General features: G+C 62.1%; 15 protein-coding genes. 8 read left to right on the forward strand and 7 right to left on the reverse strand.

Features of this window, described 5'->3' with window-relative positions; all coding sequences use genetic code 11:
* Positions 1-33: 33 nt before the first annotated feature.
* On the reverse strand, positions 34-1461 hold the full coding sequence (locus BBD46_RS04790) for an ATP-binding protein (protein ID WP_071400846.1): 1428 nt from the start codon (positions 1459-1461) through the stop codon (positions 34-36).
* Between the two features lie 242 nt (positions 1462-1703).
* Between BBD46_RS04790 and BBD46_RS04795 the strand changes: the two genes are divergently transcribed.
* Together BBD46_RS04795 and BBD46_RS04800 are read left to right on the forward strand one after the other, a co-directional pair.
* Positions 1704-2072, forward strand: coding sequence for a universal stress protein (locus BBD46_RS04795; RefSeq protein WP_071400611.1), 369 nt, complete (start codon positions 1704-1706; stop codon positions 2070-2072).
* A 2-nt stretch (positions 2073-2074) separates the two neighbouring features.
* Positions 2075-2680 carry a GNAT family N-acetyltransferase gene (locus BBD46_RS04800; RefSeq protein ID WP_071400612.1) on the forward strand — a complete coding sequence of 202 codons (606 nt, stop codon included), beginning with the start codon at positions 2075-2077 and terminating at the stop codon, positions 2678-2680.
* A 36-nt stretch (positions 2681-2716) separates the two neighbouring features.
* Here BBD46_RS04800 and BBD46_RS04805 read toward each other — a convergent pair whose 3' ends face one another.
* A complete protein-coding gene (locus BBD46_RS04805) occupies positions 2717-3178 on the reverse strand; it encodes a universal stress protein (protein ID WP_071400613.1) in 462 nt (153 codons plus the stop codon).
* Between the two features lie 173 nt (positions 3179-3351).
* On the reverse strand, positions 3352-4761 hold the full coding sequence (locus BBD46_RS04810) for an APC family permease (protein ID WP_071400614.1): 1410 nt from the start codon (positions 4759-4761) through the stop codon (positions 3352-3354).
* Positions 4762-5095: 334 nt separating this feature from the next.
* Between BBD46_RS04810 and BBD46_RS04815 the strand changes: the two genes are divergently transcribed.
* From BBD46_RS04815 to BBD46_RS04835, 5 genes are all read left to right on the forward strand, one after another.
* The gene (locus BBD46_RS04815; RefSeq protein ID WP_071400615.1) at positions 5096-5659 is read left to right on the forward strand and encodes an Lrp/AsnC family transcriptional regulator; all 564 of its coding nucleotides are present in this window, start codon (positions 5096-5098) and stop codon (positions 5657-5659) included.
* Positions 5660-5792: 133 nt separating this feature from the next.
* Positions 5793-6254 (forward strand): universal stress protein, encoded by a 462-nt coding sequence (locus tag BBD46_RS04820; RefSeq protein WP_071400616.1) that lies wholly within the window; start codon positions 5793-5795, stop codon positions 6252-6254.
* 359 nt (positions 6255-6613) lie between these two features.
* Positions 6614-7270, forward strand: a complete 657-nt coding sequence (locus tag BBD46_RS04825) for a helix-turn-helix domain-containing protein (protein WP_071400617.1) — start codon at positions 6614-6616, stop codon at positions 7268-7270.
* A 71-nt stretch (positions 7271-7341) separates the two neighbouring features.
* Positions 7342-7701 carry a DUF7344 domain-containing protein gene (locus BBD46_RS04830; protein WP_071400618.1) on the forward strand — a complete coding sequence of 120 codons (360 nt, stop codon included), beginning with the start codon at positions 7342-7344 and terminating at the stop codon, positions 7699-7701.
* A gap of 359 nt (positions 7702-8060) precedes the next feature.
* Complete coding sequence (locus tag BBD46_RS04835) at positions 8061-9341, forward strand: DHH family phosphoesterase (protein WP_071400619.1); 1281 nt, start codon at positions 8061-8063, stop codon at positions 9339-9341.
* A gap of 50 nt (positions 9342-9391) precedes the next feature.
* Here the strand turns inward: BBD46_RS04835 and BBD46_RS04840 are convergent, their stop codons facing one another.
* On the reverse strand, positions 9392-10096 hold the full coding sequence (locus tag BBD46_RS04840; RefSeq protein ID WP_071400620.1) for a hypothetical protein: 705 nt from the start codon (positions 10094-10096) through the stop codon (positions 9392-9394).
* A 134-nt stretch (positions 10097-10230) separates the two neighbouring features.
* On the opposite strand from BBD46_RS04840, the gene BBD46_RS04845 reads away from it, so the two are divergent.
* Positions 10231-11598 (forward strand): restriction endonuclease, encoded by a 1368-nt coding sequence (locus BBD46_RS04845; RefSeq protein ID WP_071400621.1) that lies wholly within the window; start codon positions 10231-10233, stop codon positions 11596-11598.
* Between the two features lie 114 nt (positions 11599-11712).
* Here the strand turns inward: BBD46_RS04845 and BBD46_RS04850 are convergent, their stop codons facing one another.
* From BBD46_RS04850 to BBD46_RS04860, 3 genes are all read right to left on the reverse strand, one after another.
* Positions 11713-12957 (reverse strand): MBL fold metallo-hydrolase, encoded by a 1245-nt coding sequence (locus BBD46_RS04850; RefSeq protein WP_071400622.1) that lies wholly within the window; start codon positions 12955-12957, stop codon positions 11713-11715.
* 52 nt (positions 12958-13009) lie between these two features.
* Positions 13010-13297, reverse strand: a complete 288-nt coding sequence (locus tag BBD46_RS04855; RefSeq protein WP_071400847.1) for a hypothetical protein — start codon at positions 13295-13297, stop codon at positions 13010-13012.
* 139 nt (positions 13298-13436) lie between these two features.
* On the reverse strand, positions 13437-14858 hold the full coding sequence (locus tag BBD46_RS04860) for a hypothetical protein (protein WP_071400623.1): 1422 nt from the start codon (positions 14856-14858) through the stop codon (positions 13437-13439).
* Between the last annotated feature and the right edge of the window lie 19 nt (positions 14859-14877).

Here is a 14877-nt window from a genome sequence, read left to right on the forward strand (position 1 = left end):
TGCCGACGCGGACTACGGTACGGTCTCGTACAGTCAGTGGTCGTGGCTGTGATCGTGGTCATGGTCGTGGTCGTGACCATGTCCACCATCGCTCGCTGCCCCCTCGATATCGCCACCCGCGACGAGCGCGTCGTGGTCGCCCTCGATCATATCCATATTCTTCAGGGTATCCCGCTCTTCGAACTCCTCGACAGCATTGAGCAGGTCTTCTTGCGTGAGGGTGGTTCGATCCTCAGTGAGCGCCTCGAGTACCGCCTCGCGAAGCACCATTCGAAGATCGCTGCCGGTTAGCCCTTCCGTGGCCTCGGCGATGAGTTGTGGATCGAACTCCTCGATATCCATCGTACGGGTGATGACCTGCAGAATGTCTGCGCGCATCCCGTAGTCCGGCTTCGGGAAGTTGATGATCTCGTCGAAGCGCCGCCAGGCGGCGTCGTCTAACTGGTCGGGGTGGTTCGTCGCGCCGATCAGCAACACGTCGTCGTCGATCAGCGAGATGTTGTCGACGGCCTTGAGCAAGGTGTTGACCGCGCGCTTTAACGCCGCGTGCTCGTCGCTGCGACGAGTCTTGGCGACGAAGTCGAACTCGTCGATAAACAGAATACACGGCGAGAGACGTTTTGCGACCTCGAACGTCTTGTCCACGTTCTTTGCCGTCTCACCGAGGTACTGCGAGGTGATCATCGAGAGTTTGACCTCGACGAACGGGAGATCCATGTCCCGTGCGAGCGCCTGTGCGGTCGAGGTTTTCCCGGTTCCCGGTGGGCCGACGAACAGTAGTTTCCCGATCTCGCGCAGGCCGATCTCCGCGAGGTAGTCGCGGTGTTCGATTGCCTTCGAAATCTTGTCGATTTCGGCCTCCTGATCGCCCGTTAACACCAGATCGTCGAGCGTGATGTCGACCTCCTCGGGCGCGCGAACGTCGACGAGGTCGAGCATCTCCTCGTCTTCCTCGGTATCAAAGTACTCCTCGAGAAGGCTGTCGATCCAGACGCGGTCGGCCTGGATCGGTCGGTTGCGCTCGCGGGCCTCCTCGTGGCTCACGTCGCCGTCGATGGCGTCGTGGTCCGCGAAGTGCTTTGCGAGCGTGGGGTTCTCGTGGAGGCGGTCGGCATCGACACGCTCTGCAAACCAGGATTCGGCCATCTCCTGTTGTGTCAGTGAGAGCGAGCCGGAGAACTCGTCGCGATCGGTGAACATCAGTTCGGAGACGGCGTCCCACGGCCGGTCGACGCCGGTTGCCTCGCGCGCGGTACTGTTGGTTGCCGAAAGCGGGCGGCTGATACCGGTGTGACGATGCCGGTTCGGTTCATCCTCCTCATCCTCCTCGTTGTCGACACCGCCGGTCCAGAAAACCCGGCGGAACGACGGCGGGAGGTCGTTCTCGTCAAGCGTCCTGTCGTCCGAGTACACGCTCGTCGTGAGCAGGAACTCCACGACATCGAGCGCTGCATCACTCATTCGGTCATCGTACTCACCACACGGTCTTAACAGCGTCGTCACGTCCATCGTGTGTGAGTGACTCCCGACATCGTCACCCCCAGTCGGACGTCGACTCTCGTTATCACGGCTGTACTGGAACAGCGCCGGCGGACAACGGAGACAAGGATAGGACGGATACCAGGATAGGACGGAGACAAGGAGACAAGGAGACAACTGGCGACGGCACAACGATTTTCGTCCCCCGGTGCACACCACTCCGTATGAACGTACTCGTGGGACTCGGCGGGAGCGACGAATCGATCAAAACGCTCCGCCAAACCATCGATCGCACGCAGGACGTCGGCGACGACCTCACCATCGCCGTCCTCGAAAAACCCGAATCGAAACGCAGCCAGGACGAAATGTACGAGGAAGCCACCGACCTGCTCTCCGAGGCCGGCGTCGACGCCGATCTCGTCCGACTCGAGGGCGACCCCGGCAGCGCGCTCGTCGACCACGCCGAGCAAGGCGAGTTCGACCAGTTGGTCATCGGCGGCGGCACGCTCAGCCCGATGGGGAAGATTCAGCTTGGCCCGATCACCGAGTTCGTCCTGCTCAACGCCCCAACGACCGTCAAGCTGGTGCGATAACGATGGGGCGCGCGCGACTCTACCCCGACGAGCCGTCGGGACCGTTCCCGTCGCCGCCGTCGACTATCGAGGACCGCGAGGGCCGCGACATCGAGATTCGAGCACCCGGCGAACTGACGACCGACCTCGACGCCGTCGTCGAGATGTACGACCAGTTCGACCCAACCGACCGCGCCCAAGGGATCCCACCGACTGGCGAGGACCGGATTCGAAACTGGCTCGAGACGATCGCCGACGAGAGCGTCAACGTGATCGCACATCACAAACCGGATGGTGATATCGATGTCGACAGCAGCGCTGACAGCGACGGCGAGGTCATCGCCCATGCAATGCTCGTCCCCGACGCCGACGACCCCGCGGCAATCGAGGACAACGGCGACATCGAGTGGGAACTCGCCATCTTCGTCCTCCAGGACTACCAGCAGGCAGGGATCGGCACCCACCTGCTCAAACACCTGCTCGGCCACGCCAGCGATGTCGGTATCGAACGCGTCTGGCTCACCGTCGAGCGCTGGAACAACCCCGCAATCGCACTCTACGAACGCGTCGGCTTCGAAGCCTCCGGCACCGAGAGCTTCGAACAGGAGATGTCGATCCGACTCGAATAACCCCTTCGAACAGACCCCTCGTTGTAGCCATACCAATCAGACGGACAGCACCGGCTGACTCGCATAGGACAGCACGTACTCGGCAACCTTCTCGAGTACCTCCGCCGACGCGGCGTCGGTAACGGGCTCGCGCGGGAGGACGATGAAATCGGCATCGACGTCGTCTGCGGTGTCGAGGACGACGTTGCCAGGGTGGCGCGTCTTGCGGGTCTGGGAGAAGCCGTCGTCAATCGAAGTCGACAGCGCGACGCCTCGTTGGTCGGCGATCCGACCGATGTCTTCGAGAAAGCCCTGAGAGTTCTCGGCGACGGCGGCTTCGTCGACGGTGCCGACATCCATCCCGCGGACGACGCCGTGGCCGAGCACGTAGAGGACGTGGACCGACGCGTCATAGCGGTCTGCGATCGCGACGGCGTACTCGACGGCGGTCGCGGACTCATCGCTTCCGTCGACGGGGGCGAGAACGGTATCGACGGTCACCGGCTCGCTGTCGTCCATGGACATATGGAGAGGATGTGCGCGCAGTCGGCAAAAACCCTCGGACGAGAACCAGTGTGGTAGATGGTCGAAGGAGGAAGTTGGTAGTTGGTAGTTGGCAGTTGGTAGTTGGCAGTTGGCAGTTAGAAGCAAACAGTTAGCAGCGAACAGTTGAAAACCGACTACCGACCTCGTCAATCGTCCTGCAACTGTTCGATCTTCTCGAGTGCGGCCCGCTCGTGTTCCTCGGAATGGCCCTCAGAAACGAGGTAAAAGGCGAGTCCGAGCGCACACCACAGCAACACGATCAGCCACTCGTAGGGCCACAGCAGAGCGGATTGACCGCCTGGCAGGTAGAGGTAGACGAAGAATACCGTCAGGGCGAGGCCGAGGAAACCGATGGCTTTCCCGCCCGGCACCTTGTACGGTCGATCCATGTCGGGCTCCCGATAGCGCAGGACGAGGAAGGAAATGGCGACGAGCAGCCACGCGACGACGATGCCGAGCCCGCCGGCGTTGACGATCCAGTCGAGCATCTGTTCGCCGAACAGCGGTGCGAAGACGGAGAGGCCGCCGATGAAGAGGATCGCATTACTCGGCGTGTTGTACTCGGGGTGGATTTTTGCGAACTGTTCGGGGAGCATGCCGCTCTCTGCGAGCGCGAAGAGCGCGCGGCTGCCGCCGATGATGAAGGCGTTCCAGCTGGTGAGGATGCCGGCGATGCCGGCCAGCGCCATGAGTTGGCCGATGGTCTGGCTGTCGAACAGCGCGGCCATCGCGTCGGCGGCCGGCAGCGGGCTGTCGACGAGTTCAGCGCCGGAGAGACCGCGGCTTGCACCCCAGATAACGGCGATATAGAACAGTGTCGCCATCCCGACGGCAGCGAGGACGAGCAAGCCGAGCGAACGCGGCTCGACATCGGCCTCCTCGGCCGACTGTGGGATCACGTCGAAGCCGACGAACATGAACGGCGTCTGAAGGATCACGGCGAAGATGCCGGCGGTGCCGGCGGTGAACGCGGGATCAGGCGAAGGAGAGCCGTAGCCGATTGCACCGGCGATGAGGACGGCACCCGCGAACGCGATCACGATGGTCATGATGATCTGGAACTGCGCTGCCGGCCGGATGCCAACGTAGTTCAGTGCCGTGACGAAGACGGTGCCGAGGATGCCGACGAGGACCCACGTCCCGTAGACGGGTTCACCGGCGACCGACCAGAGTTCGACCGCGTTGAAGTTCGGTATCAGGAACGCCATCGCCGAAGGGAGCGCAACGGCTTCGAACGCGGCGACAGTAACGTAGCCGAAGATAATCGCCCACGTACAGATAAACGCCCCAATCGGCCCTAGCGCCCGTAAACTGTAGACGTGTTCGCCGCCCACGATCGGCATCGCAGAGGCGAGTTCGCCGTAGAGGATCGCGACGACACCGACCATGAACCCGCCGATAATAAAGGCGAGAATCGCGCCGAGGGGGCCGCCTTCGTTGATCCACGTCCCGGAGAGGATGATCCATCCCCAGCCGATCATCGCGCCGAACGCAAGCACTAACGTATCTCGTTTTGAGAGTGTGCGAACGAGTCCACTCTCGGTTGTCTCTGACATACACATTCGCAAACCAATTGGTTGCATAAAACACCATCGTTACCACGGATATTGGACATAGATCGTGTTTCTAACACTCAATGGGATAATAGACAATAAATCACAATCCTTCGAAGATCGTGCCACTGATTCGACCGCTCACGAACCCGTTCGAACCGTGTTCAATTGAGAAACAGTTACAGCAGTTCGGACGCCAGCATAGAGACACACCGACGCACTGTCCCGAACTGAGTCACGGATTCGGTCCGCTGTCGGGCCCACTCGATTCCGACCAGTTCTGACCCGAACCGACTCGACGTGACTCGAGTACGGACGTGCACGGCGAGTGATCACAATGAGCGATGACATGGGACGCGACACAGCCGACCTCGACGAAAAGGACATTCAAATTCTCAAAGCGGTCGCCGCGAAGGGCGTCACCAGCCCCGATAAGATCCACCAGGAGACCGGCATCCCCAAATCCACGGTTCACTACCGCCTGGATCAGCTACAGGATGCGGGGGTACTCGAGAACGACCGTTACGATATGAACCTCGAGAAACTGGGGCTGTCGATCACCCTCATCTCGGAGGTGTGGGCGGAGTTCGACGAGGGGTACCACCAGACCGTGGGCGAGAAGCTCACCGCGATCGAGGGCGTCAATCAGGTGCACTTCACGATGGGCGAGACCGATTTCGTCGTCATCGCACACGTACCGAACCGGCAGATGGTCGAATCGCTGGTTGCAGACTACGAAGCGATCGACGAGATTCGGCGCACGAGCTCGAAGTTCGTCATCACGACGCTCAAGAACGAACCGTTGCCGGTCAACGATTTCGAGTACGAGACGCTCGTCCGCGCGTTGACGGATGCTGAGGTTGCGGTCGAGGGGCAAGGCGAAGACGGAGGCGAGGACTGAGACGGAGACGGAGGCGACAGCGGAGACAGACACAGACACAGATACGAAGACGGACACAGAGACGACGACCCCCAGCCCCATCGACAGCCACCCGCCGTGAGGCTTTATAGCGACGGCCACCCAATCGTCACCCATGTTCGACACGGTCGTCGTCGCCACGGACGGCTCCGACAGCGTCAGCCGCGCCATCGACGTCGCACTCGATCTGGCCGACCGATTCGACGCCGAGGTCCACGCCCTTTCGGTCGTCGACGCCAGCGAGGTCGACGCCTCACCCCAACAGCTCCGCGAGGAACTGCGCACCGCACTCGAGACGACCGCCGACGCCGCAGTCGCCACGGTCGAAGATCGGACGGATCGCGAGATTACGACCGCGGCGCGCGAAGGGCGTCCTGCCGCCGAAATCTGTGAGTACGCCCGCGAGGTCGATGCCGACCTCGTCGCGACGGGCACCCGCGGCCGCCACGGCGAGAACCGCCTGCTGCTCGGCAGTGTCGCCGAGCGCATCGTCCGCACCTCGCCCGTCCCGGTGCTGACTGTGCGCCAACTCGAGTCGATGGCCGACAACGTGGACGAGACGGCTGCCGTGGCCTAACAGCGGCTAGTGGCGAGTGATTGTCAGAATCTATCCATAAGTGACTCAGGTAGTTCAATCACTGCAGGTGCTTATTGACCGCTGCACATCCTCCCGGTCAACGTATCTCTTCGGAGCGTCGTGCTGAATACAGAGCGCGAATGGCCGGCGAGTTAGAGCGTGACCAACGCGGAGGATCGAACGCTCAGGACAGAGGAAGCAGAGAACGACCTCGGGAATCTTGTCCGTGGTTCCACTGTTTGAATCGAGACGCACGAGTACCGTTCAGGTTAGCACGATAAGGCGTCCGGGAACAGCGGCATCGTGAACACAATCTGAGTAGCCGTACCCCTTTGCCGCTGGAAGTTGATAGTACACTAATGGCTACTGAGGCGACGTTCACGGTACCGTCTGACCAGTTCCCGTTGGGGACGGTGTTCGACCAACTCCCGGACGTGACAGTAGAACTTGAGCGGATTATCCCTGCACGGGACGTGGTGGTCCCGTACTTCTGGGTGCGAGGAACCGAAGTCAATGACATCGAGAACGCGTTCACCGAACACTCGGGCGTGACAGATATTCGACTCGTTGACTCCGTCGAAGACGAATATCTGTTACGCGTCGAGTGGACGCTGGACTACGAAGACGTGCTCACCATATTGGCGGAGACGGAGATACCGCTCATCGAAGCCACTGGCACGAACCAGCAGTGGACGTTCGAGATTCGCGGCGACGACCGGAGCGACATCGCAACCTTTCAACGGCGCTGTCGAGAGCTCGGTATCCCGATCACGCTGACAGAGTTGCACGCGCTCACACCAATCGAGACGGGCACCGAGGAGGCGCTCACCGACACCCAACAAGAGGCGCTGGTGCTCGCCTACGAGCGTGGCTATTTCGAGTCCCCCCGCGAAGTCACGCTGGAAGAACTCGGTGAGGAACTCGGCATCTCACAGCAGGCCGTCGGCTCCCGTCTCTGGGGTGGAATTAGGCACGTCCTTGGGAGCACGCTCTCCGCCGTCGAAGTCCGTTCCTGATCGGACATATAAAAACGGTTTGTACAGGAAAAAGTCAGCGTGATTGCCGCCGATAGTCTGCACTAAAGACAATGAGTCAGGATTCCATCGCCTTCGATTCGATACTACACCTGTGCCAAGACCAGCATCGCCGGATCGTACTTGCGGTACTCGCAGCAGAACAGCGGTCGTTGACACTAAACGACCTCACACAAACCGTCCTCAAATACAATCATCATAGCCAACTTACAGAGGTCTCTAAGGACGTTCTCGCAGAGATTCGCCTCTCACTCTATCACGTCCACATCCCAAAGTTGGCCTCGGAAGGGCTCGTTTCCTACGATACCGATCGACAACTCGTGGAACCGACCGAGCAGTTCGAACAGGTACAGCCGACCGTGTCCACGATCCTCGATGCCGACCCCACGCTCGAAGTGCCACTCGAACTGTAGCACCGATCACCCGCTATCCATCCTCGTTCAGCACCAGATCCTTCCTTGAGAGAATGACGGTAACGGACAATACGCACGTGTAATGAGTGACTTGTTTACCACTTCCGTTGCGAAACTAACGAAGTCGTCAATACTCTATATTCAGTAGGTGGCTTTTGACATCTGACGGAGAAATTGATCGTCTCTCCGTTACCTGTCCGACCTATACTGAACGCGGGTTTCGTAAATTACACTGAAACAAAGAACCGGCTTGTCAATACGCGACTCGAATCTACTAGACGAGAGCCGACTACAGCACAGCATCGACCACAGCCACCCAAGACCGGCGGTTACTTCCCGCCCGCTCACCCAGTACCGGTATGTTCGACGAACTCATCGACAGCGGCGAGCTCCCGATCGCTCGCAAGTCTGTCCTCCCGGGCACCGGCTTCTTTCTCCCGGACGAACTCGAGGAGGACTTCGAAGACGAACAAACCCAGGCAGCACTCGAGGGCGCGGATGTCGCCGTCATCGCCGACGCCGACGCGGACGGCCTCGCCTGCGTCGCACTGATTCGCGAGGCGTACGACGACGTGCAGGTTGTGCCGGAGCCGGACGACGACACGGACACCGAAGACGCCGAGGGAACCGAAGAAACCGAAGAAACCGAAGAAACCGAAGAAACCGAAGCAATCGCCGCCGGCGACAACGGCGACGACCCACTCGAGGAGCCCGAGCCGACACCCCACTCCGTCGCGCTCGTCCCCGCCAGCCCGCACAACGTCGAGGACGCCCTCGCCCGCGTCGCCGAATTCGGCGACGACGGCATCGATCTCTTCGTCTGTGACCTCTGTCCCGATCGCTACGAGTACGTCGAGGACGAACTCGACGCCGCGCTCGACACCGCCGACAGCGTCGCCTGGTACGACCACCACCAGTGGGGCGACGACGTCGCTGACGCGGTTCGCGACGCCGGTGTCGAACTCGTCGTCGGCGACTCCGACGAAGAGTGCAGCGCCGACGTCGTCTACCGGTCACTCGAGTACGAGTTCGATTCGATGTACGAAGAACTCGCAGCGGTCACCCGGGATCACGACCTCTGGCTGCGCGAGGATCCACGCAGCGACGATCTAGCGGATTACGCCTACTGGACGGATCCGGCGGAGTACGTCGAGGTCGTCCGCGAGTACGGCGTCGACCTGCCGGCGTGGGCCGAGGAGTTCATCGCCGAGCGCCGGATCGAGAAGGAGCAGTTGATCGACCAAGCGATCGGTCGCGCGGAGTTCCGCGAGATCGGCGACTATACGGTGGGGATCACCTACGGCCGGTGTTCGCAGAACGAGGTGGCAGAGGCGATGCGCGAGGACGGTGCCGACGCCTCGGTGATCGTCAAGCCCGCGGGCTCGGCGTCGATTCGCGGGACGGACGAGTTCGACCGCTGCCACGAGGTTGCGGGAAAGGTAAACGGCGGCGGGCATCCGAAGGCGGCGGGCTGTAAGCCCGATATCTACAACGATATGCTCGACTACGCGAATCACTGGACCTCCCGCGGTGCGGTGACGAAGCAGGTGATTCTCACTGCGTTCCGGGACGTAGTGGAATCCGCAGCGGAGGAAGCTGAAGCCGAAGAAAGCGATACCGACGCAAGCAGCGACGCCTGAGACGGGTTTCGTTCGATCTGTCGCGCAACTGTGTGAGAACCGCTGAAAGACTACTCCTGGGAGAGCACGTACCGCAACACCAGCTGCAGCACGTGGACGAAGACACCGGCCACGGCGATGTAGACGCCGATCGTCTGCAGCGTCGCCGAGGCGTCTCTGTTATCTCTGACCTGCCAAATTTCGTAGCCGAGACGGAGCAGGAAGCCGAGGAAGATCAGCACGAAGCCGACGAGGAGCAGCGCTGGCAGGACGAACGAGCCGACGAGGATCACAAGGACGCCGCCGATGAACGAGAAGTTCGCGAATCGTCCCCAGTGCTCGAACGTCGCGCTCCGCGCGTAGACGTAGCCGGAGATCAGCGCCGTCATCACGGCGACGACGACCGCCGTCAGGGCCAGAATCTCGACCTGCAAGACCTGCGGTGCCCGCGAGAGGACGCCGGCTCCGAAGATCCCGAACGCGAGTTGCAGGATGAGCATCCCGACGAACGCGATTCCCATGTCGCCGCCTTTGACGCCCCGTTCGGCGACGAGTTCGCCGCCCATAATCGCCGCACCGTAGATGATCACGCCGAGAATCGGCGCGACTCCGAACAGGTAGTTGTTGATCTCCGCGAGCTGTGGAATCTGTGCGAAGACGTACATCAGGACGACGTTGATGCCCATCAATACGCTCGCACCACCGATGACGCGCGCCTCGCGACTCGAGAGCCCGAAGCCGCGCTCTGTCTCCTGCGGTGTCTCGAAGGAACTCATTGGGCGGTGCTACCGCAGCAGGGCTGAAAAGCGTGGTCCTTGCTGTCGGGCGATTATGACAGTGACACAAACCCTTTCGTGACCGTCACGACCGAAAGACTGTCGGTAGCGCCACAACAAGCGCCAGTATTCGGATGGCACTACTGGACGAACTCTCGGGCTACGAGTTCGAGGATCTGATGGTGGACGTCTTTCGTCACCTCGGCTACGAGAACGTCCGCCAGTCGGCGCGCACGGCCGACGAGGGACGCGATATTCTGATGGAGGAGGTCGTCGCCGGCCGGCGGCGCGCGGTCGTCGTAGAGTGCAAGCACACGGACACGGTTAGCCGCCCCGTCGTCCAGAAACTCCACTCGGCAGTGGCGACGTACGACTACGACGGCCCGAAGCGCGGGATGGTCGCGACGACCGGTCGGTTTACCGGGCCGGCCCGCGAGTACGCCGACGAACTCGGCACCACCACCGACGGCGGCGTCGAACTCGTCGACGGCACCGACCTCCGCGAGATCGGCGAGGAAATCGGGATGGACCTCTACAACGGCCGCATCGAGATCCTCTGTGAGGAGGCGCTCGCGCCAACTCACCCGACCGCCGGCCGCGACGCACCCGTCTTCGAGACGTTCCGCGACGTCAGAAACATCGACCCCGAAACGATTCCGACGCCCGAGACGAGCGTCGCGTTCGAGCCCATGGTCACCGTGAGTGCCAACACGAGCGCGACCTTCGAAACCTCCGTCGGCGTCATCCATAGCCTAGACGAGACGACTGATCTGGTGCTCCACGCCGGCGGCGACGAACCCCGCGTCGCACGCGGCGAGCGCCGCGACCTGGTCACCGACCGAACCGCACCGCGGGTTTCCCTCGAGGAGCGGGAGACTGAACTCGAGCGCACGTTCGATGGACTCGAGTACACTCGCTTCGGCCGGACCGAAACGGCGTACAAGGAGTGGGCGATCGACCGGCTTCGCCAGGCCCATACGGCGACGGTTCATTACACGGGTGACAACAACGTCGACTACGAGAAGACGTGTACGCCGAATCAGTCTGACGTGTCGGTACACTCGATCGACCCGGTCTACTTGCCGCGCGTTCGCTCGCGGCTCGCACTCGGCGAGTACGAGTACCGCTACGTTTACGATGCGGCCGGCTCGTCGCGGGCAGTGGTTCGAAACGAGTTCCGCGAGTGTGTCCACTGCGAGACCGGCGGCGTTGACGGCTCGTACACCTACTGCGATAACTGCGGGAGCATCAACTGTGAGGCACATACGAAGACGGAGCGACTCGAGGACGAGCCGGTCTGTACCGGCTGTGCAGTTACCGAACGGTTCGTGTTGAAGACGAAGTACTTCTACGACGAGGAGAACCGGGAGGCGTTCCGCGCGGAATACGAGGAGATGGCGCTGCACGAGAAGGCGATGGAGAACGTGCCGCTTGCCGTCGGGAGCGTTCTTGCGCTGCTGTTCACGCTGTTCGTCGTTGCGAGTTCGGCTGGCGTGTTGTAGTATCCAGTTTCGCTGCGGTGGCTCTCAGCCGCAGGTGTCCACTGATTATTCGACGTGCGCGGCCATCCGTCGACGACTCGACGTGCTCAGACGTCCATCGACGGCTCGAGGTGCTCAGTCGTTCGTCGACCATGGCTCACCGAGTGCCGGTGCACTCGCGTCGAACCCGTCCGCCCGCAACTCGTCTGCGAAGGCGACACACCGGTCGCCGTGGTTCACGAGAACCGTGCTGTCGCGGTACGACTCGAGGAACGAGCGCAGCCCCTCTCGGTCCGCATGCGCGGAGAAGTCGTACTGCTCGACCTGCGCACTGACCGGCATCATTCGGCCGTCGAGTTCGGCGCTGCCGGTGTCGAGCAGGTCACGGCCGGGCGTGCCCTCGACCTGATAGCCCGTCATCGCGATTTTATTCACCGGATGCGAGCGGATTTCGGGGATGTAGGTCATCGCCGGCCCGCCGTGGAGCATCCCGCTGGTTGTGATGATGACGGTATTCTGTTCGGCGATCCGTTTTCTCTGACCATCGCGGCCGTCGACAAATCGGGCGTTGCCCTTCGCACGCCGGACCAATTCGGGGTCGCGCAAGAAGTCGCGATTCCCCGCCTGCAAGAATCGTTCCGCGACGCGGGTTCCCAGTCCGTCAACGTAGCACTCGAGATCGTGCTGTTCGCAGATGCACATGATTTCCTGAGTGCGCCCGATAGCGAACGCCGGGACGACGACGGTGCCACCCTCCCAGAGCGTGGTTTGGACGCTCTCGACGAATTCGGCTTCAATCTCACTTCGTGGGCGGCGACTCGTCTCCGAGTAGGTGCTCTCGCAGACGACGATGTCGGCGTCGGGGCGAGCCGTCGTTCCCGAGAGCAGTTGCTGGTTTTCCGTGTGGAAGTCGCCGGTGTAGAGCAGGCGTGTCTCGCCGTCGTCGATCAGGACGTGGGCGCTGCCAGGGATGTGCCCGGCGTCGTAAAAGGTGACCTCGTAGCCCGCCGCGTCGAACGTCTCGCGGTAGCCGTGGGTTTCGGAGACCTGCGTGAGCCGAGCGAGTTCGGCCTCCGTAAACGGGCAGTCGTAGGTCCCGCCGTGGAGTTTGAGGGTATCCCTCGCCAGGAGCATCGTGAGGTCGTACGTCGGCGGCGTCCAGTGGACTGGCGGGCGGGCATCACCGGCGAGCAGCGCCGGAATCGAGCCGACGTGGTCGAGGTGGCCGTGGCTGACAACGACCGCCTCGGGGTCGACGTCACCGATCGGGAACGCGGGTGGGTTCCCCGAGTCCATCCCGAAATCCACCAGGAGTGTGTCGTCGACGACCAGCGCGCTGCGACCGATCTCGCGCGCGCCGCCGACGAACTCGAGTTCCATCGGCTCGTGGTCGGGACTGGCGGGGTTTTCCTCTGTCGATTCGCTGGTGGCGCTACTTGGGTACGCCGTTGACGCCGTTCGATGGTTCAGAACGGGTTGCGAGCCCGAGCAGGTAGAGATCCAGAAGACAGATGATGAGTACTGCCAGTGGGACCGCGACGTCGGCGTAGTTCACGGCGTCGAACTGCAGCGCCGTGATGACGAACGGTTCGCTGAGATCGAACGCACCCGAGAGTGTGCGCGCGCTCAGGAACGCGAGTGCAAGCACGTAGAGGCCGAACCAGCTCGCACCGCGTTTCCACTGCCCCAGATACCAGTGACCGAGTCCGGCGACGAACACAGAGAGCGGATAGGCGGGCCATCGCGGGCGCGAAAGGGCCGTCTCGGGTCCGGAGTCAGACGCCGATTCTGCGTGTGGGGCTGCTCCTGGCTCTGTCTCGGACACCGACGGTGGCGTGGACTCGTTTTCGGACTCAGTATCAGTCATCGTCTGTGTGGTCTGTTCCGGGCACACCGGATGGGATCGGGGCTGACGTCCCATCGCCGACCGGGACGCGTGTCGCCTGCTCGAGTGCAGCACGAACCACATCCTGCTCGGAGTGGGCATCGCCCGTGTCATCGTCGAGCGCCGAGAGTGCAGCACGCGCCGCTTCGAGTGCGTCGTCGCGGCGCTGTGCGTGTGGATGTGTTCGATCGGACCCGCGGTCGTGAGTCCGGTCAGATTCTCCCTCGACGCGGTCGACAGACAGCGACGGCAACCGGTAGTGTCGGTACACGTCGGCTGGAGCAACTGCATCGGGGTCCGTAAACGAGAGTGTGAGGCCGCCATCGCTCGGCGACAGCGTCCGGTCCTGCTCTCGGGACGCCGTCCAGCCCGAGGCTAGTACAGCGACAGCGTCCGCGACAGGGGATGGATCGTCAGCGGTCGCGTCACCGGCTGGTTCGGTGCCGATATCGGCGTCACTATCGGTGCTGTCAGTGCTACTGCCATTATCAGCACTATCAGCACTAGTAGCACTATCAGCATCAGTACCGACACCAGCACTAGCGGCAGCGCCAGCACCAGCAACACCAACAGCAGCCGCCACAAGCCCAACCGTCAACGAACCACTGTAGGACCGCAATGCAGCGCTCGTCGCATCGGACGCACCCGCAGCGACGGCCCCGAGTTCGGCTGCCGTCTCGGAGAGCGTAACGAGTGGATTCGGCCGACTGACACCGTCGTCACCGATACTGGTCGCCGAAGCAATAGTCGCAGCCGCCGACTGGTTCGACGACGATCGGATCGAACCCGACTCCGTCCCTGACTCGCCCGCCGTGCGAGCACGACCCCCCGTCCGACCCCGCGAAACAGCAAGGAGCTGGTGTGAGAGCCGCGTCGATGCACTCGTCAGCAGCCGGTACAACTCGAGTGCTCGCTGGTCTGAGAGCGGTGCCTCAGCAACAGCGGCGTACGCGCCTGCGTGGAGGAAGTCGCTGGCGAGGATAGCGGCGTCACGCGCCCGCGGGTTCGTGTTGGGATAGCGGTCAGTGAGGAGCAGATCGAGACGGAGTCGGACGTAGGCCTCGAAGTAGGAAACTGCGGTTTCGACCGGTCTCAAAATCCGTTCGAGGTCGGGTGAACGAGATGCGGTCGTGTTCTCGGTGCTCGGGTTCGAATCCGTACCCGAGTCCGGGTCTGGGTCCGGGACCGTACCCGAATACGAGTGCGCTCCAGAGTCGGCCCCGCTCTCACGGTGTACTCGAGTGAGTTCGGCGGCGGCTCGACAGAGCGTGACTGGGAGTGACTGTGCCTGTGGCAGCACTGCATCGCGTACGATCGTCTGCATCGGTGGGGAGCGGCCAGCGAAGGAGTCGGCGGCCATCGTCGTCGGTTCGTCGGTGGAGGTGTATTCGCTCATAGCTGGACTGAAACGCTAC

This window comes from Natrialba sp. SSL1 (assembly GCF_001861355.1).
Lineage (GTDB): Archaea > Halobacteriota > Halobacteria > Halobacteriales > Natrialbaceae > Natrialba.

Coding starts and splice junctions, on each gene's coding strand:
- BBD46_RS04835 (WP_071400619.1), top strand. CDS start 8,061: ATGTTCGACGAACTCATCGACAGCGGCGAGCTCCCGATCGCTCGCAAG.
- BBD46_RS04810 (WP_071400614.1), bottom strand. CDS start 4,761: ATGTCAGAGACAACCGAGAGTGGACTCGTTCGCACACTCTCAAAACGA.
- BBD46_RS04830 (WP_071400618.1), top strand. CDS start 7,342: ATGAGTCAGGATTCCATCGCCTTCGATTCGATACTACACCTGTGCCAA.
- BBD46_RS04825 (WP_071400617.1), top strand. CDS start 6,614: ATGGCTACTGAGGCGACGTTCACGGTACCGTCTGACCAGTTCCCGTTG.
- BBD46_RS04850 (WP_071400622.1), bottom strand. CDS start 12,957: ATGGAACTCGAGTTCGTCGGCGGCGCGCGCGAGATCGGTCGCAGCGCG.
- BBD46_RS04815 (WP_071400615.1), top strand. CDS start 5,096: ATGAGCGATGACATGGGACGCGACACAGCCGACCTCGACGAAAAGGAC.
- BBD46_RS04800 (WP_071400612.1), top strand. CDS start 2,075: ATGGGGCGCGCGCGACTCTACCCCGACGAGCCGTCGGGACCGTTCCCG.
- BBD46_RS04820 (WP_071400616.1), top strand. CDS start 5,793: ATGTTCGACACGGTCGTCGTCGCCACGGACGGCTCCGACAGCGTCAGC.
- BBD46_RS04790 (WP_071400846.1), bottom strand. CDS start 1,461: ATGAGTGATGCAGCGCTCGATGTCGTGGAGTTCCTGCTCACGACGAGC.
- BBD46_RS04805 (WP_071400613.1), bottom strand. CDS start 3,178: ATGGACGACAGCGAGCCGGTGACCGTCGATACCGTTCTCGCCCCCGTC.
- BBD46_RS04860 (WP_071400623.1), bottom strand. CDS start 14,858: ATGAGCGAATACACCTCCACCGACGAACCGACGACGATGGCCGCCGAC.
- BBD46_RS04840 (WP_071400620.1), bottom strand. CDS start 10,096: ATGAGTTCCTTCGAGACACCGCAGGAGACAGAGCGCGGCTTCGGGCTC.
- BBD46_RS04795 (WP_071400611.1), top strand. CDS start 1,704: ATGAACGTACTCGTGGGACTCGGCGGGAGCGACGAATCGATCAAAACG.
- BBD46_RS04845 (WP_071400621.1), top strand. CDS start 10,231: ATGGCACTACTGGACGAACTCTCGGGCTACGAGTTCGAGGATCTGATG.